Origin of the sequence: Thermococcus sp. GR6 (assembly GCF_012027415.1) — an archaeon.
Taxonomy (GTDB): domain Archaea; phylum Methanobacteriota_B; class Thermococci; order Thermococcales; family Thermococcaceae; genus Thermococcus; species Thermococcus onnurineus.
In genome coordinates this window covers 113,948-133,958 of record NZ_SNUM01000001.1, presented here as the reverse complement: position 1 = coordinate 133,958, position 20,011 = coordinate 113,948, and the positions used below count along the sequence as shown (strand labels likewise).

Genomic DNA, 20,011 nt, shown 5'->3' with positions numbered 1-20,011 from the left:
TGGTGAAGTATCATGAAGAACGATAAAAAGGTTTTGATAGGATTTTTAATTTTTATTTTTGCTGTTTCTTTATTTATTATCCAAATCCAACAAGATAACTCACCCATTCCTAATGAAGGTGAAGGATTACATTTACAAAACAAGTCCAACATCTCAATAAGTGTCAACGAAACATGTGATGATAAGACACTCGTTCCGATAGCAACTGGTGGGATTAATTTCGAGGGAGAGACTACTGGTTTCATTCAATGTTTATCGGCAATCCAAGTTAAATCTCAGTACTATCAGAGCGGATTTAAGCATCTTGTGAACTTCACCCTCTCCCTTAACGGAACGCTGAAGGCGAACATGACCTTAGAAGGTGTGGAAGGGGAGTATTTCTGCATTCCTGAGGGGGTAGTCGTGTATTCATACTACCCAGGAGAGCGGAGAAGCTCCATGGCGCTGTTTGACTACAACTTAACCCCCGTATGGAAGGAAAAATACCAGGCCTTTCCGGAAATGTACCACAATGGGAGCATAATCCTCGTGGATTCGTGCATTTACTTTGTGAACACTTCTGACGGGAACGTAAGAAGGAAGATATGCCCCGACGTCAGGAGGCCATACATCTCACACATAAGGATTTTGGGTGAGACGGTGTACTATACAGTGGGCTACTATGACATTAATCTGTGGAAAACGAGGGCGTTGATATACCTTGTGAGGAACGAGGAAGTGAAAAAGAGTGAAATCGCCACAATTGAAGGGCACCCCCTTGGTGTTAGACTGCTGATTGACGCTAACGATGAATATGTAGCGGTGGCTTACTACCTTCGGGACGAGCTCAGGAACGAGAAGAACGGAGTCTGCGTTTTCACCGCGGGTAGGCTAATCAAAATCGCATGCAAGGAATTTGGGGAGTGGGAACGGCCGATAAATGTGAAACTTGAAGGAAATATCGTTTACGTTCAGACTACGAAGGGGGTAAAAGCATACAAGATACTAAGTCTGGGATAATCTAGCATGTAGGGGATTAACGACAAGGTGTAAACTATGAACAAAAAGGAAAAATTAGCAACCTTGGGGTTCGTCCTCTTAACCCTGATATATTTCCTGCCCAAGGGCCTGCTTACTCCAGTAAATCCCGAAGAAGCGTCTTTTGACGGCCTTAATATCTCAACAAAGTGTGACTCATTGAAGATTCAGACCGTTTCCACTCTTGAAAATTTCTCCTGCACCTTCACAGTTTCAGCAGATGAAACACGGATCGTCAACTACACCTTGCACGGAATAAGTAAAGGGTATGTCTGCACCCCTGAAGGAGTACTTCTGTATGCATACTTCACTACGGATAGTCAATCTTCAATGGTCTTTCTTGACTACAACCTCAGCGAAAGATGGAGCCGTGAGTTTCCAGCATATCCTCTCAAATACACAAAGGATGGGCTAATTCTCGTGAGCAACCCAACCTTTGGCTCCTCTGGGAGCTCATGCGTTTACGTTATGAACATCACTACCGGACGGCTCTTAAATTGGCTCTGCCCGGATGTGCTCGGTGGCCATGTCTCGGACGTTAAAATCACCGGCGGAGGATGTACGTCACCATTGGGGAGCCGAGAAGACCTCCACTGGAGATCCATGCCTTGATCTACATGAAGGAAGGCGAAAAGATCAGGAAAGAGGAGATCACCAGCATCCCGGGAGAGGGTGTTGGTATTAGGCTTCTCATAGATGCCAACGAGGAGTATGGGGTTGTTGCTTATTTCCTGGCTAACGAGCATGGAGAGGAGAAAAACGGGGTCTGCGTCTTCACGGCAGGAAACCTGAGGAAACTCGCTTGTAAAGAATTTGAAGACGGTGATAGGCCATTGAACATCAAACTCGAAGGAAACGTCGTATACGTTCAAACAACCAAGGGAATAAAAGCATACAAAATACTCAGTCCGTGGTGACCAGTGGTGTGCCCAAGGATGCCTGTATAAGGAACTGCACCTGCATCCTCGATGTGGACTTGAGAGAATCTCATGCGAGGAATGAGATGCTTTAAAGCACACCTTCCCTCACGAGTTTCTCCCTTATCTTCTCGAACTCTCCAAGGGAGCCACGCACCACCGGATACTTCGGCACGAACGGACAGGGCTCTTCAGGTTCTATGCTTATTTCGAACGTGCCTATCTCCTTTGCTATTTTGACTATCTCCTCCTTGTCGAGGCCGATGAGGGGCCTCAAAATAGGCAGATCACTTGCCTGACTTATTATCAGCAGGTTGTCGAGGGTCTGCGATGCCACCTGCCCGAGGGAATCGCCCGTAACTATAGCTTTTGCCCCGATTTCGTGCCCCACCCTGCAGGCCTTCCTCAGCATCGTGTACTTGCAGAAAAGACACGTCCACTTGGCCTTTCCAATCTCGACCAGCTTGGAAAAGACTGGCGCCTGTTCCTCGTAAGCATCAACGATTACGGGCTCGTTGAGCTTCCCGTACTTACTTAGAATCTCGCAGAGCTCCAGAACCTTTGACTCCTTCTTATCGCTCTGCTTGAAGTGGATCGGCGTTATCTCCATGCCCTTTCTGAGCATGAGGTATATCGCCACCGGAGAATCAATGCCCGAGCTGAGCAGTGCAACAGCTTTCATGTTCGGAAGAAGGGGAGAGCCATATATGAAGTTTTCCTCAACTTAGAGTTGGGAACCTCTAATCTGGAGCAGGCCAATATAGGTAAACCAGGCCAGTATCATGGCCGCACCTATAAGCTCGGGGATGGCAAGGCCCTTGAAAACGCGAGCTTTTACTATATAGACCATCAACACAAAAGTAACAACCGAGAGAATTGCCCAGAGCATCCCGACGGAAAGGCCAGAGCGAGCGAGCTTGAGCCCTATGAGGACTATATCCGCTAGCGCCAGGACATAGAAGAGAGTTGCTGAAGGAGTATGTAGGGAATATTCCTCAGGAAAGATGCCAACAAGGAAAAGCGAGACCATGGCGATGGGCATGAGATAAGAGAGGCCGTTCTTGAAGGCCCCGAGCGAGGCTATGAAGCCCAGAACGGCAAAGAGCATTATGAAGCCGTTGAAGTAGTAGTTCTCGGGATTCCGTACTGACCCCATGTCGCTGAGGGCGTTGTCGGTGAATGAAAACCAGGGGTTATGGTAAATGACAACGACCAGCCCAACAAGAAATACGAGTGGCAGGAGGAGGGAGATGTATGCCGGGAGTTTTGTCGACTCCATAATGTCACCTCAACATGCCCTATTTTTCGGTTCTTCGCCGAAGACGGCCTTGTAGAGCTTTCTGAACTCCTCCCAGGAACCCCTTATTACTGGATGCCTCGGTATAAAGGGAATCTCGTCCTCAGGGAGAGTGGACAGCTCGAAGGTGCCTATCTCCTTTGCTATTTTGACGATTTCCTCCTTGTCCATGCCTATGAGCGGGCGGTAAATCGGCAGATCACTCGCCTGGCTGACGATGTACATGTTCTCCAGGGTTTGAGAGGCCACCTGGCCGAGGGAGTCACCCATCACGATGCCCTTTGCCCCGAAGTCCCTCGCGATTCTATCGGCGTGGCGAACCATCATGAACTTGCAGAAGACACAGGTGTAGTTCTCCTTTTTAAGCTCCTTGAGCTTCTGGAGAATTCTCTCGCGCTCTTTGGGTTTAACCACAATCAGCTCGCCCTTGCCGCCGTAGCCGTACTTCTTGAGCTGGTTCCATATCTTCCTGACCTTTTCGAGGGTCTTCTCGCCCATGTAAATGTGCACAGGTATTACCTCTACACCGCGCTTCATCATGAGGAAAGCGGCAACAGGTGAATCAATGCCGCCACTGAGCAGAGCCACGACCTTGCCCTGAGTGCCGATGGGAAGGCCACCCCAGGCTTTGACCTTGTCCACGAAGATGTAGGCCTTGCCCTCCATCAGCTCAACGCCAACTTCTATGTCATACTCGTGGAGATTCACCTCGCTCTCTTCGCTCTCGAGGATGTACTCGCCGACCTTCGCCTGGATCTCCGGACTCTTCAGAGGGAACTCCTTGGTTATGCGCCTCGCGGTTACCCTAAAGCGAGGTTTTTCTAATCCAAGCTCCCTCTTCCTTCTGCGGAACAGCTTGAGAGCCGTCCTGTTGATCTTCTCCATTTCTGCGTCGATCTCCATCGCCGGGGAAAGCGAGACTATGCCGAAGACCCGCTTAAGAACCTCAACGGCCTCTTCAGCCCTGTTTGTCTTTACAAGAACCCTTCCGTGCTTTGCTTCTACCTTCTTGAACTCGACTTCCTCACTCACCAGGGCCTCACGGATGTTGTTCATGAGGATGTTCTCGAACCATCTCCTCGTCTGCCTCGACTTCGTGCCTATCTCACCGTAGCGGACTATGACGACGTTGAACATGAGCATCACCCCACCATATGCGGGAACTTAATCACAATCTCGACGTACTTTTGAATGACGACATAAAGGACGATCGAGATGAGATATGAGGAAAGGAGTATCAGCTCGTTCATCTCGAAAATGTGGGCCGCTATCTCCTTCGCCCTCGGCGTGGCGTCAACTATGGCGCCCATATACTTCCTCTTGAGCCAGTGGTTTATCTGAATGGCCAGAACTAGGATCAGAACCCCAGCTAACCCCCACATCTTTCCAAGAGCGATCATTAGGAACAGCGTCGAAGCCACTATTATCCAGCCGCCGATAACGCCGAGGAGTATGACGAACTCTATCATCCTTCCACCAAAGGGAATTGAGGGATGGAGAATAAAAACGTTTAGATGAAGCGAGTGACCTGTTCGAGGGACTTCCTCCGCTTCCGCAGTGCAGCTTTCTCCAGCGGATAGCCAAGGGGTATGAGGCCGACGAGATAGTAGTTCTCATCGAGGCCAGCCAGCGTTCTGACTTGCTCTTCGATGCCTCTGAAGTTCGTAACACCTATGTAAACAGTACCTAGGTCGAGCTCAACTGCTTTGAGCATTAAATTCTGTATCGCCATTGCCGCGCTCTCCACGCTCCAGAGAAACTCGAGTTCGTCAAACTCTTCACCTTCGAGGAAGCGGACACGTTTGTCGATGAAAACTGCTATATAAACCGGTGCCCGGTACATCCCCCTTTCATACATCTTTTTTCTGAGCTTCTCTATCTTCTCTTCCGAGAGATTCACCGCCCGATAGTACTCCTCCATCCCACGTGCTATCAGGTGGTAGATCTTCTCCCTTGCTTCCTCACTCTTGAAAACAACAAAAAGCCAGTTCTCAAGACCGCTGGCGGTAGGTGCCCTTACTGCTGCCTCGATGAGCGCTTTGATTGCCTCCTCCGGAACATCCCTCTCCTCAAAGTACCTCACAGAAGTCCTCTTGAATATTGCCTTGCCAAGTTCCACAATATCACCCGGTGAAACGTTAGCGGAAAGGTTAATCAGTCTTTCCAAAACCAAAGGTTTAAGAGAGTCCTTGAGTAGTCCACCTAAGGTGAAAGCATGTACGGATGGAGAGGCAGGCTAGGTCTTATCGTTCCCTCTTCGAACACCACAATGGAGATGGAGCTTCACTCGGCCATCCCCGAGGGGGTCTCGCTGCACACTGCAAGGGTTCCGCTCAGGAACGTTACCGAGGAGGAGCTAATCAAGATGAACGCTCTGACGGTGGAGAGCGCCAAGCTCCTCCGCGATGCAGGGGTTGAGCTGATTCTCTACGGCTGCACGAGCGGTTCATTCATCGGCGGCAAGGACTTCGAGAAGGAGCTCGAGGCAAAGATAGAGAACGAAGTAAATGTTCCGGTGGTGAGCACGAGCACGGCCGTCGTCGAGGCCCTGAAGATGCTCGACGCCCAGTCGATACTCGTGATAACCCCCTACACCGACGAGATAAACGAACGCGAGAAGGAGTTCCTCGAGGCCAACGACTTCGAGGTTCTAGACATCAGGGGCCTCGGAATAGAGGATAACGCCCAGATAGGGAAGCTCGAACCCTACGAGGCCTACCGCTTAGCTAAGGCCACCTTCGTGGACGAGGCTGATGCAATCTTCATAAGTTGCACCAACCTGAGGACGTTCGAGATCATCGAGCCTCTGGAGGAAGACCTTGGTGTCCCAGTAGTCACCAGCAACCAAGCTTCTCTCTGGCTGGCACTCAGAGAAATGGACGTCATGGAGAAGATTCCCTGGCTTGGAAGACTCTTCACACAGTTCTGATCTCATTCCTTTCAACATTTTTGTGTCCATTCAGTTTCCGAAACCCTTTTAAGAATCCGTGCACATTTTCTAAATGTTAGTCACTGAGGGTGATACATATGGAGCTCCTCCACAAGGCTAGGGAACTTTCGATATACACCGCGTACAACACGAACGTCGACGCGATAGTCTTTCTTAAAGGAGAGACAGTCCAGAAACTGATAGACGAATTCGGTGCAACAGCCGTGAGGAGAAGGATGGAGGAGTACCCAAGGGAGATAAACGAGCCCATAGACTTCGTTGCAAGACTTGTTCATGCGCTTAAAACTGGCAAGCCGATGGCTGTGCCTTTGGTTAATGAGGAGCTCCACGAGTGGTTTGATTCCCACTTCAAATACGACGTCGAGAGAATGGGGGGTCAGGCGGGCATAATAGCGAACCTTCTGGCGAACCTCGACTTCAGGCGCGTTATAGTTTACACCCCTCATCTGGCCAAAAAGCAGGCCAGAATGTTTGTTGATAAGCCAAATCTCTTTTATCCTGTTGTTGAGGACAGAAAGCTGACCTTCAAGCACCCGCGCGAGGCCTACCGCGAAGGCGACCCGATAAAGGTCAACAGGATATTCGAGTTCCGCGCAGGGACGACCTTCAAGCTCGGAAGCGAAACGATAACGGTTCCTTTCTCGGGCAGGTTTATCGTTTCGGCCAGATTCGAAAGCATAAAGATCCATACTAAGTCCGAGCTGAGACCTTTTCTCCCCGAAATAGGGAGCAAGGTTGATGGAGCGATCCTTTCGGGCTACCAGGGGATAAAGCTCCGCTATTCCGACGGGAAGGATGCAAACTACTACCTCAAGAAGGCCAAAGAGGATATTATACTCCTCAAGAGGAAGAAGGACGTCAAGGTCCACCTGGAGTTTGCCTCAATCCAGAACCGCGAGCTGAGGAAGAAAGTCATCTACAACCTCTTCCCACTCGTCGACAGCGTAGGCATGGACGAGTCAGAGATAGCCCACATCCTGAACGCTCTGGGATACTCAAAACTCTCGGACAGGATATTCACCTACAACCGCATCGAGGACACTGTTTTGGGCGGAAAGATACTCATTGACGAGATGAACCTTGAGATCCTTCAGATTCATACGATCTACTACATCATGTACGTTACCCACGCTGACAATCCTTTGAGTGAGGAGGAGCTCATGCAGAGTCTCGAACTGGCCACGACTTTAGCGGCAACGAGAGCCTCTCTAGGGGACATCAAATCGCCCGAGGACTTTAAGGTTGGCCTCAAAGTTCCCTACAACGAGCGCGGTGAATATGTCAAGCTCCGCTTCGAAGAGGCCAAGAGGAAACTGAGAACGAGGGAGTACAAGGTCGTTATAATCCCGACAAGGCTCGTCAAGGATCCGGTTTCAACGGTTGGCCTCGGAGACACGATTTCAGCTGGAGCCTTCACGAGCTACCTTGCCCTGCTGAAAGAGAAAGGAGAACTCTGATTATTTCCCAATTAATCCCTCTATCAACCTCGCCTTCTCCTGTGCCTTCCTGAGGTGCTCCACTGTGACTTTCGTGTAAATCTGGGTTGTTGACAGGTTCGAGTGGCCGAGCAGTTCCTGAATAGCCCTTATATCAACGCCGTTTTCGAGCATGTGGGTGGCAAAGCTGTGGCGGAGCATATGGGGTGTAACCCGAATTCCAGCCTTGTCGCCGTATTTTTTAAGGAGGTACCAGACAGTCTTCGGCGAGAGCTTATCCTTCCTCTCCCGCCTGTCTTCCACAATAAGGTACTCGCTGTCGTCATCTCTTGTTTCAAGGTAAGTCTTAATCCCTTCCAGCAGGAAGGCAGGAATCGGTACAACGCGGTCCTTGGCGCCCTTTCCGCCGCGAACGATTATAAGGGAGCGCTCGAAGTCGACATCGGACTTCTTCAGATTGCACAGCTCGCTGACGCGAAGACCTGCGCCGTAGAGGAGGAGAAAAATGAGCCTGTCGCGCTTCCTCGTCGGCGGGATAACGGAGAGAATTTTCCTGACCTCCTCCCTCGTCAGGCTCTTGGGGAGGCTCTTGGGTACCTTTGGCGGCCTGAGCTTTTCGGCCTCTTCATCATAGCCCTCAAAGCGGAAGTAGGAGCGCAAGGCTTGGACGACAAGGTTCAGGCTCTTGTTGGAGTAGCCTTCGCGCCTGAGCTTTGCGAGAAAACGGAGTGCGGAGCGGGCTTTAAGCTCCCCGCCCCATTCCAGATAACGCCTTACGTAGTAGGAGTACATCCTAATGGTGTTCGGGCTCTTGCCCTCCAGATCAAGGTAGGTCTCGTACTCCTCGATTATCTCGTTGAGGGCTTCCATTTCACAGCCCCTTCAGGAGCCCTTCGATGTTGCCGGGCTTTATCTCTGCGTCAGCGACAACTTCTGGCTCTTTGGGGGGCTCAGACGGTTTTGGCGGCTCCTTCCTCGGTGGCTCCGGTGGCTTTGGAGGCTCCTCCCTTATGGCGAGGCTAAGATAGACTGTCTTGAGGAGCTCATCAACTAGTCCCTTGTCCTCGGCGAAGATGTATCCCTGGCCGACTATGACTTTACCCGCCAGTCCAAGCTTCTCAACGGCATTGCCTATGTATGCCTCGTCCGGAACCGGCTCGGCCGGGAAGAGGGACTTCCAGGCCTCCTCGATGCGGTAAATGTTCTTGGCATTCTCGAGGAGAGCTTTAAGTCCTTCGTTCTCTTCCCTCAGTCTGTCGTTCTCAGCCTTGAGCTCCTCGCAGGCGCTGGTGATCTTTTCGTGCTCCTCGCGGAGCCTCCGGTACTCCTCGGCAAGACCATCGTAGCGGCCTTTGAGATCAAGGAGCTGGTTCCTTAGAGCCATGTACTCAGGGAGTATCTGCAGGCTCTTTAAACCAGCCCTGACGAGGGTGTTCTTGAGTTCCTTCCTGACGAGCTCGACATCTACGTGCTCGAGGTCGTGGCCGAGAGGGAGCTTCATCCTCTCGACGTGGCCGACCATCTCGCTCAGCTCATTGAAAAGCCTCTCGGCAAGGTCTCTTCCAACGCGGTCGGCGTCAGTGGCTATGATAAGCAGGTCAGCCCCAGCTGCGGCGCTCTTTGCAATCTCAACGTTGGTCGTCGGGATTATGGCGGAAATCGTTATGTTGTACTCACTTCCCAAAGCCAGACCTTGAAGAGCTTTACTTACCACTTCAACGTCGCTCGCACCTTCAACCAAAATTCTAACATCGACTATGGCCATTCCCATCACCTCGCGGGGTCGTTACCCCTTTGAAAATAGGGTGGGGTCTTTAAAAATCCTCCCTCAGCTCAATCTCAAGGCTCGGCCTTTCAAGAACCACCCTGCCATCCGGAAGGAGTGAAATGCTCAGCGCGTGGATTTCAACGCCGGCGTTCTTGGCTTCACTCAGAAGGCGCGCTATCTCAGGGTCGCCTCTCTCGTATGGCCTGAACTTCTCAACACCAGGCATGGCGCCGATGAAAAAAATCATTGCCTTCTTCCCAACCTTTTGGAGCTCTATCAGCTCTTTTATGTGCTTCTGCCCCCGCAGGGTAGGACAGTCTGGATACATAGCATATTCTCCCCTCTCCCCACCTCTCAGAACCGCGCTCTTCATTTCTGCATAGATTTCTCCATCGGAACACTCGAAGAGGTAGTCCAGCCTTGAGCTTCCAATGGTTACCTCTCTCCTCTTTATCCTGCAGTCTTTAAGCCATGGAACCAAGCCAAGCTCTAGGGCTTTCTCAAAGGCTTTGGCCTGAGTCCTCGTGTCTATGATAGCCCCCTTTCCACCCCGGTCTTCAAAGGCAACCAGAACGAAGTCTGTCTTTCCCCCGCTCTTGGGAACGCAGAAGGCCTTCCTCTCTGGAATCATGAACTCTTCCAAGCGGCCGGTGTTTGTAACTAAGGCTTTTCTCTTTTCCCCGTCAACCTCGACCAGTGCCACGAAGCGGTTGAGCCTTTTGATGAACATACATGGTACAACATTAAGCCTGAGGAGTATCCTGACCATATTTATATTTTGGTTTTCAAAACTTTTAAATTGATGTATGCATACTCTTTCATAGGTGTTGGAGATGGAAATTGAGTACGTCGATCTAATCAAACAGTGGCGAAATATTTACAAGTTTGAGGTTAAAGAAAAGCCCTCTCAACTTCAGAGAACTGAACTGACGCCACAGAATTACTTCCAAGTTAGGAGACCTTTTTTTGCAAAGCTTTTCCCAGAGGATCCGGAATACGTAAGAACTTTCAGGATGATTTCTTATGGTATGATGGAATATAGTCCGTCTCTAAGAAGTCTCATTTTGAGGGGTGCAGGATTAAAGCTCGCTAAAAGACTTGTAGAAAGTGGAGAAGTCAAAAGTCTAGACGATCTTCCTAGAGTGTTCTTAAATCAAAAGATAGGACTTCTTGATATCTTGGAAGAATCTTTTAATAGGATAAAGCTAAATATCTATGAGTGTATGAGTTGTTACAATGCTGTCACCATAGGGAGAACTTTATGTGATTTTGAAGCAGGCCTGATCCAAGGTATTATAGAAGAGCTAGTGGGCAGAAACATTACAAGAGAGATATACTGTCAGGGACTTGGCTACTCTTTCTGTGGCTTTGAGGTAGTATTCGAGTGATGGTTATGGGAGTTATAGTTGTACAATCATCAGGAAGATGTGATGCAACCTGTGCAAACTGCATTTGGAGAGAAAGGTTGAGTGGAGTAATGCTCCCTGGAGATGTTCTCCCTAGAATAGCCTCTCTTTTAGATGGGTTCAGATTCGATGAAGGAATATTGATGTGCCCTAACCCATTTCTTCATCCAAAAATAAAGGTTATATACGATGAGCTGAGGGACATATCAAAAAGGGTGACTGTTTTTATACCCTTAACTGCCAGTCTTTCCAACCTCAGAGTAGATGTGCTTGCTGATGTGGACACGATTTCTATAATTGTTCCGCCCATGATAGATATTAAAAGAGGGGATACTCTCATCAGAGCCCTTGAATCAAGAGGTATTGATCACATTGAGGCTTATTTGGTGTTTAACTCGAGCTCGGATCCAGGGGAGATCCTTAGGAAAATCGGAGAGTGCATGAAGCGAGGATTAAGAATAACTGTTGGACCCTCTCTTTTTAGCCCTCCATCCGGAGATATGTTCATTGAATCAATAAGCGCCAGAAAAGATGTCGAACTTGGCCTGCATTATGGAAGGAAATATCTTTATTCTGCTATGAAAGTGTTCCTAAATGATTATCCCATTACTTTGCTTATGTCCCCCATGGATCCATGCAGGCATCTTTATGTTAATCCATATGGCATTATATCAAAGTGTCCAAACTCAAATTTTTCAGTAAGCTACCGGGAGATGACTAGAGAAGTGCTTCGGAAGATATTCTTTTCCCCATGTCCCGACAATAAGAATCCGAGTTTTGTACCAAAAGTTGAAATATCCTTTGTTACGTCATCAGGCATAAAAATTCCTGGAGATATTATGGAACTCCTTGAACTTATTTCTCAGACCAGATCATTTAGAGCGGCATGTAAGATTATGGGGGTTTCTCCATCAACATACTGGGAAAGGATCAAGGATATTGAGGAAAAACTCGGGAGAAGATTGATTGTCTCCGTTAAGGGAGGTCGAAAAAAAGGAATAACTGTACTCACTGGAGTTGCCCTAGATCTCCTGAAAGAATACCAACGGATCCGAGAGAGAGTTTTACTGTCTCTAAATGAAAGGTTCTAATACGGCAAATCGAATAATTTCTTGCGTTTTTATCCGGATCGCCGAACACGATTCCATCTTAAAATCTTTTTGTTCTACATTATACGAGGTGATCAACAATGCCAGCTTTTTCCGGTTCCAACATGGAGAAGCTTACAATTTACATAAATCCAGAGAGATGCACGGGGTGCAGGGCCTGCGAAATTGCCTGTGCAGTTGAACATTCAATGAGCAAAAACCTCTTTGGCGCAATTTTTGAAAAACCAACCCCCAAACCCCGACTCCAAGTTGTTGTCGCCGACTTCTTTAATGTTCCAATGAGATGCCAGCACTGTGAGGACGCTCCCTGTATGGAGGCCTGCCCGACAGGAGCGATCTCAAGGACCAAAGAAGGCTTTGTTGTCCTTAACGCCAACAAGTGCATAGGCTGTCTCATGTGTGTGATGGCCTGTCCATTTGGCCATCCCAAGTTCGAGCCCGAATACAAGGCTGTGATAAAGTGCGACAGTTGTGTGGATAGGGTCAGAGAAGGCAAAGAGCCAGCATGTGTTGAGGCCTGCCCAACTAGAGCCCTGAAGTTCGGGACTCTCGGCGAAATACTGGAAGAGGTTAGAAAGGAGAAGGCAGAGAGTCTCATATCTGGGCTGAAATCGCAGGGAATGGTCTACATGAAGCCCGTCTCCGAGTCAAAGAAGAAAGAGGATCTTGTTAGACCTATGGATCTGTATCTTGAATATTCAAATGTGATGTGGTATTGAGGTGGTGAAAATGGCCGGAAAGAAGGTTCCCTCAAAGCAAGTCTCCATAACTCCAGGTGTTGGAAAGCTTATTGAGAAAGCCGAGGAGGATGGAGTCAAGACTGCCTGGCACAGATTTTTGGAGCAGCAGCCTCAGTGTGGATTTGGTCTCCTAGGTGTCTGCTGTAAGAACTGTACAATGGGGCCATGTAGAATCGATCCGTTTGGAGTTGGCCCAACTAAGGGAGTTTGTGGTGCGGATGCAGATACAATAGTAGCAAGGAACATTGTAAGAATGATAGCGGCTGGTACTGCCGGTCACAGCGATCACTCAAGAGATGTAGTCCATGTATTCAAGGGCATTGCTGAAGGAAAGTTCAAGGATTATAAACTAACAGATGTTGAAAAGCTCAAAGAGCTGGCTAAGATTCTGGGTGTCGAAACAGAGGGCAAGAGCGAAAATGAAATTGCATTGGAAGTCGCCCACATTCTTGAGATGGAGTTCGGAAAACAGGATGAGGAGCCAGTAAGATTACTTGCAGCAACAGCGCCAAAGAAGAGGATTAAGGTCTGGGAGAAGCTAGGAGTCTTACCAAGAGCCATCGACAGGGAGATATGTCTCAGTATGCACAGAACCCACATAGGCTGTGATGCAGACCCAGAGAACCTTCTGTTGCACGGTGTGAGGACTGCCCTGGCCGACGGCTGGTGTGGCTCAATGATGGCTACCTATCTGAGCGACATTCTCTTCGGAACACCGAAGCCGATAAAGTCGCTGGCGAACCTGGGAGTCTTGAAGGAAGACATGGTCAACATAATTGTTCACGGCCACAACCCGATTCTCTCTATGAAAATAGCAGAGGTTGCCCAGAGTGAAGAGATGCAGAAGTTGGCAGAGCAGTACGGAGCAAAGGGAATTAACGTTGCTGGAATGTGCTGTACCGGAAACGAAGTTCTCTCAAGAATGGGAGTTCAGGTCGCTGGGAACTTCCTGATGCAAGAGCTGGCGATTATAACTGGTGCAGTTGAGGCCGTGATAGTTGACTACCAGTGCCTAATGCCGTCATTAGTTGATGTTGCTTCATGTTACCACACTAAGATAATAACTACTGAGCCAAAGGCTCGCATTCCGGGAGCAATACACGTCGAATTTGACCCGGAGAAAGCGGACGAGATCGCCAAAGAGATCATCAAGATTGCAATTGAGAACTATAAGAACAGAGTTCCGGCAAAGGTCTACATTCCAGAGCACAAGATGGAATTGGTTGCTGGATTTAGCGTTGAGGCAATACTTGAAGCCCTTGGTGGAACATTGGAGCCCCTCATAAAAGCCCTCCAGGACGGAACAATAAAGGGAATCGTCGGAATCGTTGGATGTAACAATCCAAGGGTCAAGCAGAACTACGGTCACGTCACCTTGGCCAAGGAGCTCATCAAGAGGGACATCCTGGTTGTTGGAACTGGTTGCTGGGGAATTGCTGCAGCAATGCATGGATTACTGACCCCCGAAGCAGCTGAAATGGCCGGTCCAGGGCTGAAGGCAGTATGCGAAGCGCTTGGAATTCCACCATGCCTGCACATGGGAAGCTGTGTTGACTGTTCAAGAATCCTGCTGGTCTTGAGTGCCCTCGCCGATGCCCTAAATGTTGACATTTCAGACTTGCCAGTTGCTGGCTCTGCTCCAGAATGGATGAGCGAGAAGGCAGTAGCAATAGGAACCTACTTCGTTGCAAGCGGCGTCTTCACACACTTGGGAGTTATCCCACCAGTCCTTGGAAGCCAGAAGGTTACCAAACTCCTTACGGATGACATCGAGGATCTCCTTGGAGGAAAGTTCTACGTTGAGACAGATCCAGTGAAAGCAGCAGAAACAATATACAATGTGATAATTGAGAAGAGAAAGAAACTTGGATGGCCCGTTTGATAGTTTCTATTATTTTAACTTTTGAATTTTGTATATATTAAACGTACAAACATTGCTGGAGGTGCCAACAATGAAAATACTAGTGGCTGGAAAAGGAGGTGTTGGCAAAACAACAACGACAGCATTACTTGCCCATATAATCGCCGACAAAGGCTACAACGTGCTGACCCTTGATACAGACTCCGTTCCAAACCTTGCTCAAAGCCTTGGTGTCCCGTATGATGAGGCATTAGATATCGTCCCACTCTCGCGGAACGAGGAGCTTGCCCAAGAGAGAACGGGAGCAAAACCTGGTTCCGGTTGGGGGGTACTGTTCTCCCTCACACCAAAAGTTGACGACTTAGTGGACATGTACGGAATAAGGATAAACCCGAATCTAAGTCTCGTCGTGGTCGGGAGTACAGAACAGCCAAAGGAAGGCTGTCTGTGCCCGTCGATAGCACTCGCCAAAGCATTCCTGAATCATGTCCTTCTAAGAGAGAAGGACATTGTAATAGTTGATAGTGAGGCCGGTGCAGAGGTGTTCGGTAGAGGTCTAGCGGAAAAATTCGATGTTATGCTTTGTGTTGCGGAACCAACACTTAAATCGCTCACCATAGCCAAGAAACTTCTCAAAATGGGTGAGGAGCTCAACATTTCGAACTTAATGCTCATAATTAACAAAGTACACGATTCCATGGAAGCCGCTAAGCTCTACTCACGTGTCTTCTCTGACTATCTAGTTCCCTATCACCTGGTGCATTTTGACACGTCCGTAATTAAAGCTGACAATGAAGGTCTGGGTGTCAATTCCATACCAAGAGATTCCAGGATTTACCGTGATGTTGAATCTCTTGCAAATAAACTTCTGAGCATGAAAAAACGCTCAAAGGTGGTATGAATGTGTGAGTCAAAAGCCGTTGTTGTGGAAAATGGAAAGGAAGAAATCATAATGGAGGACGTGGCGTTTTTGTATTTTAAGGAAGGAAAGCCAGTGATAGGAGACATTCTCGGTAGAGAGATGCTACTCGAAGACTATGAGCTGGACAGCATTGATTTTCTGAGGCACATCATGAGGTTTAAACTCAGGAGGTGATTCTATGGAGGTAATTTTTCTTTTTATTGTCATTATTCTGTCAGTTGCATCTTTCATTGGAGTCTTTTCGAGGAGCGCAATTTTAACGAAGTTAGTAAATGCTCTCTCCGCTCTCGGCTCATTGACAATAGCCTATGCCGGGATTATAGGTCTCAAAGAGAGCGTTGAATTAAATATCACTCTGTTACATCTGAAATCGGATTCCATTATCAATGCGTTCTCAACTCTAACACTCAAAGTCGACCCGCTGTCAGGCTTTTTCATGATAATACTCGGAATTCTAGGCTTCTGTACGTCGGTTTATGGTATTGCATACTTAGACATGTATAAAGGAGACAAGAGACTATATGCCTTCAACTATCCCCTCTTCCTGCTCTTCATGTTCCTTGTTCTCGTCTCATGGAATCTCCTGTGGTTTGTTGTGTTTTGGGAACTGATGACTCTCTTCTCCCAGTTCCTGGTAGCGTTTGAAAGGAACGAGAAGACTCTCATTGCGACCCTCAAGTACTTCTGCATGACTAAAGCCGCAGCAGACTTTATGCTGATAGCCATAGTATTAGTACTCATAACAATCTCTGGCGGAGGTGATTACGATATCCTCTCGTCCCAGCTCGTAAACTATTTCCGCTCTCATCCTCTGGAGATGTATCTTGTAAGTGCTGGATTCATGATCGGACTTGGTGTCAAGGCCGCCCTTGTGCCGTTCCACGTATGGCTTCCAGACGCATACGTGGAGGCACCAAGTAACGTCTCGTCATTGCTCAGTGGGGCCATGGAAAAAATGCCAGTGTATATGATGTTCCGCTTTTTCCTGAGTTTCACCCCACTAACCCCTAATATTGGTCTGCTCATAGCACTGTTCGGAACATTAACCCTGTTTTTTGGCACGATGTACGCACTAAAGCAAACAGACTCAAAGCGCCTACTGTCCTACCATAGTGTCGGCCAGATAGGTTACGTTGTCTTTGCCCTTGGGGCAGGGATATATCTCCTCTCCAAGGGGTACACCACATTCGGAGCTCTTGCCCTTATGGCATCCCTATTCCACGCTCTCAACCATGCATTCTTCAAGGGACTGCTCTTCCTAACAGCAGGCTCGATCCTTTATAGAACTGGAAGCAGGGATTTGGACCACCTGGGAGGACTAGCTAGATTTATGCCGATAACGGCATTTGCTGCACTGATAGGTTCTCTTTCCATAGCTGGGATGCCACCATTCAACGGCTTTGTTAGCAAGTGGATGATATACGTTTCAACACTTCCGACTCCGACTCTCGTTTCCCTGTTTGGGGCCCTAGCACTATTCATAAGCGCTGTAACAACCGCATCGTTCGTTAAGTACTTTACTTCCATCTTTGTAAGACCACCTGCCAAGGAGATAACGGTCAAAGAAGTCCCAGTATCAATGTGGGCGTCCCAGTTGATTCTCGCAGTTCTTTGTGTAATTTTTGGTGTTTATCCAGCATTGCCACTGGAAGCAATCTCAAAAGCGGTTGACTCAGTAGGCGTGACCACTCCATCAATCACGGTCTTTCCCGGTCTCATAGTGTCCGACGGTATTGGAAACATAGCTCCTCTGGCTCTCCTGGTATTCTCCGGAGCTCTGACCGCAGTGTTACTAGCCATTTTCCCATACAAAATCAGTCTTCCAGTGTGGACAACTGGCACGAGAAAGTCCTTGGCCATGAGGCTTCCAGCGAGCTCATACTATGCCTCCTTTGAGGAAGAATTCGAGGATGTTTATAGCTGGGGAGAATGGTGTGTATGTACCACGAAAAGACTATGGGACGCCACAAAAGCCGTCTTGTCCAGCTTTGAGGAAGCATCCTTCGACTTGGACAAGATGATGACTGGAGCTTGGCTAATGCTCCTTATACTCCTTACAATACTCGGGGGTGTTCTGTTATGAATGCAGTTTATGCTGCCCTCAATCTAATCTTCATAGTACTCTTTGCTCCGTTATTAGACGGAATCGAGAGGAAAGTCAAAGCAAGACTTCAGTCAAGACAAGGGCCGCCGTTAATCCAGACGTGGCTTGATTTATTAAAGCTCTTCAGAAGGCCAAACGTCAGGCCTAGGGAGTCCGTAAGGTGGCTGTTCGAACCAGCACCAGCAATAGCGCTTGTATCTGTATTGGCGGCGTCCTTGTTCATCCCATCACTGCTTCCTGGCTCTTTAGACACATGGGGGGATATAATCGCCTTCATATACCTCTCAACGCTCTCAGCCGTCGCCATAGCCCTCGGAGCGTTCTCAACTGGAAGTGCATATGCCCAAATAGGGTCCCACAGAGAAGTTTCAATCATAATGGCAGAGGAATTCTCCTTGGCTTTTATAGTGGCCGCACTCGCAGCATCCAGTGGGGGTCTCTCGTTCTCGCGACTTTTCCCCCTCCAACTAAAAGTATCTACCATAACAGGTGCTCTGGCATTCGCAGTTATGGCATACGTCGCGGGAGCCAGAATCCCATTTGACGTCGCTGAAGCCGAACCAGAGATAGTCGAGGGTCCCTTCATAGAGTTCAGCGGGAAAGGTCTGGGAATGTTAAAGCTCTCAATCTACGTGAAACGGCTACTTCTCACCACGATACTCCTGAACTTCTTCCTACCCCAAGATGGCACAGTGAGAGTACTAGTCTACGTCATTGGACTAGTTATCATATCAGTTGTTTACGCGTCAATTGAAGCCCACTATGGAAGATTCAGGACTAAAGACGCCGCCAGATTCCTCAAGCGTTTTGCAATAGTTGGAATCCTAAGTTGGATTTTGGGAGTGGTGGGGTGGTAAATTATGGTATTTGATATCCTCAAAGGATGTAAAATACTGGAGCACAATGATAAGATGACAGTCGCCGAGGTCGGCGCCAGCAATATACGGGAGATTGCAAGGGCGTTATTCGAGAGGGGTTATTACTACTCTAGTGGCATGGGAGTAGACGAACGGCCCATAAACGGGAGGTTTGCAATGTACCACATATTCAACTGCGATACAGAGGGAAGATATGTGGTTCTCAAGATAACATCCCCCGAAGGGAGCCCTGAGATACCGTCAATAACCCCTGTTATCAAGGGTGCTGAATGGTCAGAGAGAGAAGCCATGGACATGCTCGGCATAGTTTTCAATGGACATCCAAAGCCCGAAAGGCTTATTCTACCGGACGATTGGCCAGAAGGAGTCTATCCCTTGAGAAAAGACTTTCCTTACAACAAAAAGCTTCCACCGTCAAAACCCATAGAAAAAGAAAGGGAGCACAAAAAAGACGTCATGGAGATACCCCTGGGACCATATCATCCCTCCCTTCACGAACCAGAGTATTTTGAGCTCTATGTTAAAGGAGACAAAGTCGTAGATGCGGAATACAGGGGATTTCACATCCATAGGGGAATGGAGAAGCTTGCTGAATCACGAATGACAATAAACCAAATCCCATTCCTCGCGGAGAGGATATGTGGAATCTGTGGTTGCACCCATTCCGCCGCATACTGTCAGGCAGTTGAGGATGCTGCTGGCATCTACGTTCCGGAGAGAGCACAGTATATAAGGACAATAATGCTTGAGGTAGAGAGAATTCACAGCCACCTCCTTTGGTTCGGGGTTGTATGCCATCTTCTCGGCTTTGACAGCGGCTTCATGCACATCTGGAGGGCTAGAGAATACATAATGGACATAGCAGAGCTCATAACCGGCAACAGAAAGACCTACGGAATAAATATTGTCGGAGGAGTAAGAAGAGACATCACGGAGGATAAAAAGGAAAAAACGCTGAAACTTCTGGACATGGTTGAAAAAGAGAGTAGGGAAGTACTTGATAACATCGCTGAGATGAAGGAGCTCAGAGAAAGGATGGAGGGTGTCGGAGTTCTACCGAAGAAAGAGGCTAGGGAGATAGGTGTGGTCGGTCCCATGGCCAGGAGCTCCGGGATTGACACTGATGTAAGGCGAGACCATCCCTACGCGGCTTACAAGGACTTGGACTTCAAAGTCCCGGTTTACAAAGAAGGGGACGTTTTTGCAAGGTTCCTCGTAAGATACGAAGAAATTTTTGAGAGCTTCAATATGATAAGACAGGCCCTGGAAAATATGCCTCCAGGAGAACTGATAAATGACGAATATGAGATTCCTCCATTCAAACTCGGTATCGGAGTCACTGAAGCTCCACGTGGGGAGAACATCCACGCCGTGATAACATGGGGAGAGAACATGATTTACCGCTGGCATCCAAGAGCTGCAACCTATAACAACCTCCCGGCAGTTCCTATAATGCTCAGAGGGAATGACGTTGCAGATGCTCCCCTAATAATAGCCAGCATAGACCCATGCTTCTCCTGTACAGACCACGTCTCAATAATTGATTCTGAAAGCGGGAAGATTCTGTGGAGAGGGCCGCTTAAGGAGGGCGTGAGGAGGGTCTGAA

General features: G+C 48.4%; 22 protein-coding genes. 14 read left to right on the top strand and 8 right to left on the bottom strand.

The genetic code is table 11. The annotated features are described in order from the left end of the window. Positions 1-12: 12 nt before the first annotated feature. Genes E3E32_RS00815 through E3E32_RS00805 form a run of 3 tightly spaced genes read left to right on the top strand, consistent with a single transcriptional unit; the run spans position 13 to position 1,934 of the window. Positions 13-999 carry a hypothetical protein gene (locus E3E32_RS00815; protein WP_167729784.1) on the top strand — a complete coding sequence of 329 codons (987 nt, stop codon included), beginning with the start codon at positions 13-15 and terminating at the stop codon, positions 997-999. Between the two features lie 36 nt (positions 1,000-1,035). Beyond that, positions 1,036-1,629, top strand: a complete 594-nt coding sequence (locus E3E32_RS00810; protein WP_167729783.1) for a hypothetical protein — start codon at positions 1,036-1,038, stop codon at positions 1,627-1,629. Beyond that, positions 1,626-1,934, top strand: coding sequence for a hypothetical protein (locus E3E32_RS00805; protein WP_167729782.1), 309 nt, complete (start codon positions 1,626-1,628; stop codon positions 1,932-1,934). Before E3E32_RS00810 ends, E3E32_RS00805 begins: the two co-directional genes overlap by 4 nt. A 91-nt stretch (positions 1,935-2,025) precedes the next feature. Here E3E32_RS00805 and E3E32_RS00800 read toward each other — a convergent pair whose 3' ends face one another. Genes E3E32_RS00800 through E3E32_RS00780 form a run of 5 tightly spaced genes read right to left on the bottom strand, consistent with a single transcriptional unit; the run spans position 2,026 to position 5,350 of the window. Further along, positions 2,026-2,616 carry a 7-cyano-7-deazaguanine synthase gene (locus E3E32_RS00800; RefSeq protein ID WP_167729781.1) on the bottom strand — a complete coding sequence of 197 codons (591 nt, stop codon included), beginning with the start codon at positions 2,614-2,616 and terminating at the stop codon, positions 2,026-2,028. Positions 2,617-2,658: 42 nt separating this feature from the next. Beyond that, positions 2,659-3,213 carry a DUF998 domain-containing protein gene (locus E3E32_RS00795; RefSeq protein ID WP_167729780.1) on the bottom strand — a complete coding sequence of 185 codons (555 nt, stop codon included), beginning with the start codon at positions 3,211-3,213 and terminating at the stop codon, positions 2,659-2,661. Positions 3,214-3,222: 9 nt separating this feature from the next. Continuing rightward, entirely contained in the window at positions 3,223-4,368 is a 1,146-nt protein-coding gene (gene thiI / locus E3E32_RS00790; RefSeq protein ID WP_167730854.1) for a tRNA uracil 4-sulfurtransferase ThiI, read from the bottom strand. Between the two features lie 5 nt (positions 4,369-4,373). Beyond that, entirely contained in the window at positions 4,374-4,700 is a 327-nt protein-coding gene (locus tag E3E32_RS00785; protein ID WP_167729779.1) for a hypothetical protein, read from the bottom strand. A gap of 41 nt (positions 4,701-4,741) precedes the next feature. Further along, positions 4,742-5,350 (bottom strand): nitroreductase family protein, encoded by a 609-nt coding sequence (locus E3E32_RS00780; protein WP_167729778.1) that lies wholly within the window; start codon positions 5,348-5,350, stop codon positions 4,742-4,744. Positions 5,351-5,446: 96 nt separating this feature from the next. Here E3E32_RS00780 and E3E32_RS00775 point away from each other — a divergent pair, with 96 nt between their 5' ends. Together E3E32_RS00775 and pfkC are read left to right on the top strand one after the other, a co-directional pair. Then, on the top strand, positions 5,447-6,160 hold the full coding sequence (locus E3E32_RS00775) for an aspartate/glutamate racemase family protein (RefSeq protein WP_167729777.1): 714 nt from the start codon (positions 5,447-5,449) through the stop codon (positions 6,158-6,160). A 98-nt stretch (positions 6,161-6,258) separates the two neighbouring features. After that, positions 6,259-7,638 carry an ADP-specific phosphofructokinase gene (gene pfkC, locus E3E32_RS00770; RefSeq protein WP_206205183.1) on the top strand — a complete coding sequence of 460 codons (1,380 nt, stop codon included), beginning with the start codon at positions 6,259-6,261 and terminating at the stop codon, positions 7,636-7,638. On the opposite strand, the gene xerA is transcribed toward pfkC, so the two are convergent. Genes xerA through sfsA form a run of 3 tightly spaced genes read right to left on the bottom strand, consistent with a single transcriptional unit; the run spans position 7,639 to position 10,154 of the window. Beyond that, on the bottom strand, positions 7,639-8,487 hold the full coding sequence (gene xerA, locus E3E32_RS00765; protein ID WP_167729776.1) for a site-specific tyrosine recombinase/integron integrase: 849 nt from the start codon (positions 8,485-8,487) through the stop codon (positions 7,639-7,641). 1 nt (position 8,488) lies between these two features. Then, the gene (locus tag E3E32_RS00760; RefSeq protein ID WP_167730852.1) at positions 8,489-9,382 is read right to left on the bottom strand and encodes a toprim domain-containing protein; all 894 of its coding nucleotides are present in this window, start codon (positions 9,380-9,382) and stop codon (positions 8,489-8,491) included. 49 nt (positions 9,383-9,431) lie between these two features. After that, positions 9,432-10,154 carry a DNA/RNA nuclease SfsA gene (gene sfsA, locus E3E32_RS00755; RefSeq protein ID WP_167729775.1) on the bottom strand — a complete coding sequence of 241 codons (723 nt, stop codon included), beginning with the start codon at positions 10,152-10,154 and terminating at the stop codon, positions 9,432-9,434. Positions 10,155-10,218: 64 nt separating this feature from the next. Here sfsA and E3E32_RS00750 point away from each other — a divergent pair, with 64 nt between their 5' ends. From E3E32_RS00750 to E3E32_RS00710, 9 genes are all read left to right on the top strand, one after another. Continuing rightward, a complete protein-coding gene (locus E3E32_RS00750) occupies positions 10,219-10,773 on the top strand; it encodes a V4R domain-containing protein (RefSeq protein WP_240910578.1) in 555 nt (184 codons plus the stop codon). Continuing rightward, positions 10,773-11,882 (top strand): winged helix-turn-helix domain-containing protein, encoded by a 1,110-nt coding sequence (locus E3E32_RS00745; protein ID WP_240910577.1) that lies wholly within the window; start codon positions 10,773-10,775, stop codon positions 11,880-11,882. Before E3E32_RS00750 ends, E3E32_RS00745 begins: the two co-directional genes overlap by 1 nt. Positions 11,883-11,980: 98 nt before the next feature. After that, a complete protein-coding gene (locus E3E32_RS00740) occupies positions 11,981-12,619 on the top strand; it encodes a 4Fe-4S dicluster domain-containing protein (protein ID WP_167729773.1) in 639 nt (212 codons plus the stop codon). A gap of 10 nt (positions 12,620-12,629) precedes the next feature. Continuing rightward, the gene (gene cooS / locus E3E32_RS00735) at positions 12,630-14,522 is read left to right on the top strand and encodes an anaerobic carbon-monoxide dehydrogenase catalytic subunit (RefSeq protein ID WP_167729772.1); all 1,893 of its coding nucleotides are present in this window, start codon (positions 12,630-12,632) and stop codon (positions 14,520-14,522) included. Between the two features lie 70 nt (positions 14,523-14,592). After that, positions 14,593-15,402: a P-loop NTPase gene (locus tag E3E32_RS00730; protein ID WP_167729771.1), complete on the top strand. Its 810-nt coding sequence runs from the start codon at positions 14,593-14,595 to the stop codon at positions 15,400-15,402. After that, on the top strand, positions 15,403-15,597 hold the full coding sequence (locus E3E32_RS00725) for a CooT family nickel-binding protein (protein ID WP_167729770.1): 195 nt from the start codon (positions 15,403-15,405) through the stop codon (positions 15,595-15,597). Positions 15,598-15,601: 4 nt separating this feature from the next. Then, complete coding sequence (locus tag E3E32_RS00720) at positions 15,602-17,506, top strand: proton-conducting transporter membrane subunit (protein WP_167729769.1); 1,905 nt, start codon at positions 15,602-15,604, stop codon at positions 17,504-17,506. Further along, complete coding sequence (locus E3E32_RS00715; RefSeq protein ID WP_167729768.1) at positions 17,503-18,384, top strand: respiratory chain complex I subunit 1 family protein; 882 nt, start codon at positions 17,503-17,505, stop codon at positions 18,382-18,384. Before E3E32_RS00720 ends, E3E32_RS00715 begins: the two co-directional genes overlap by 4 nt. Before the next feature lie 3 nt (positions 18,385-18,387). Further along, the gene (locus E3E32_RS00710; protein WP_167729767.1) at positions 18,388-20,010 is read left to right on the top strand and encodes an NADH-quinone oxidoreductase subunit C; all 1,623 of its coding nucleotides are present in this window, start codon (positions 18,388-18,390) and stop codon (positions 20,008-20,010) included. Position 20,011 lies beyond the last annotated feature (1 nt).

Excerpts from the sequence above, each read along its gene's own strand:
- E3E32_RS00745 (WP_240910577.1), top strand. The coding sequence starts at position 10,773 with ATGGTTATGGGAGTTATAGTTGTACAATCATCAGGAAGATGTGATGCA.
- pfkC (WP_206205183.1), top strand. The coding sequence starts at position 6,259 with ATGGAGCTCCTCCACAAGGCTAGGGAACTTTCGATATACACCGCGTAC.
- E3E32_RS00730 (WP_167729771.1), top strand. The coding sequence starts at position 14,593 with ATGAAAATACTAGTGGCTGGAAAAGGAGGTGTTGGCAAAACAACAACG.
- E3E32_RS00750 (WP_240910578.1), top strand. The coding sequence starts at position 10,219 with ATGGAAATTGAGTACGTCGATCTAATCAAACAGTGGCGAAATATTTAC.
- E3E32_RS00715 (WP_167729768.1), top strand. The coding sequence starts at position 17,503 with ATGAATGCAGTTTATGCTGCCCTCAATCTAATCTTCATAGTACTCTTT.
- E3E32_RS00710 (WP_167729767.1), top strand. The coding sequence starts at position 18,388 with ATGGTATTTGATATCCTCAAAGGATGTAAAATACTGGAGCACAATGAT.
- E3E32_RS00740 (WP_167729773.1), top strand. The coding sequence starts at position 11,981 with ATGCCAGCTTTTTCCGGTTCCAACATGGAGAAGCTTACAATTTACATA.
- E3E32_RS00810 (WP_167729783.1), top strand. The coding sequence starts at position 1,036 with ATGAACAAAAAGGAAAAATTAGCAACCTTGGGGTTCGTCCTCTTAACC.
- E3E32_RS00760 (WP_167730852.1), bottom strand. The coding sequence starts at position 9,382 with ATGGCCATAGTCGATGTTAGAATTTTGGTTGAAGGTGCGAGCGACGTT.
- E3E32_RS00785 (WP_167729779.1), bottom strand. The coding sequence starts at position 4,700 with ATGATAGAGTTCGTCATACTCCTCGGCGTTATCGGCGGCTGGATAATA.
- E3E32_RS00795 (WP_167729780.1), bottom strand. The coding sequence starts at position 3,213 with ATGGAGTCGACAAAACTCCCGGCATACATCTCCCTCCTCCTGCCACTC.
- cooS (WP_167729772.1), top strand. The coding sequence starts at position 12,630 with ATGGCCGGAAAGAAGGTTCCCTCAAAGCAAGTCTCCATAACTCCAGGT.
- E3E32_RS00720 (WP_167729769.1), top strand. The coding sequence starts at position 15,602 with ATGGAGGTAATTTTTCTTTTTATTGTCATTATTCTGTCAGTTGCATCT.
- sfsA (WP_167729775.1), bottom strand. The coding sequence starts at position 10,154 with ATGGTCAGGATACTCCTCAGGCTTAATGTTGTACCATGTATGTTCATC.
- xerA (WP_167729776.1), bottom strand. The coding sequence starts at position 8,487 with ATGGAAGCCCTCAACGAGATAATCGAGGAGTACGAGACCTACCTTGAT.
- thiI (WP_167730854.1), bottom strand. The coding sequence starts at position 4,368 with ATGTTCAACGTCGTCATAGTCCGCTACGGTGAGATAGGCACGAAGTCG.
- E3E32_RS00725 (WP_167729770.1), top strand. The coding sequence starts at position 15,403 with ATGTGTGAGTCAAAAGCCGTTGTTGTGGAAAATGGAAAGGAAGAAATC.
- E3E32_RS00775 (WP_167729777.1), top strand. The coding sequence starts at position 5,447 with ATGTACGGATGGAGAGGCAGGCTAGGTCTTATCGTTCCCTCTTCGAAC.
- E3E32_RS00800 (WP_167729781.1), bottom strand. The coding sequence starts at position 2,616 with ATGAAAGCTGTTGCACTGCTCAGCTCGGGCATTGATTCTCCGGTGGCG.
- E3E32_RS00815 (WP_167729784.1), top strand. The coding sequence starts at position 13 with ATGAAGAACGATAAAAAGGTTTTGATAGGATTTTTAATTTTTATTTTT.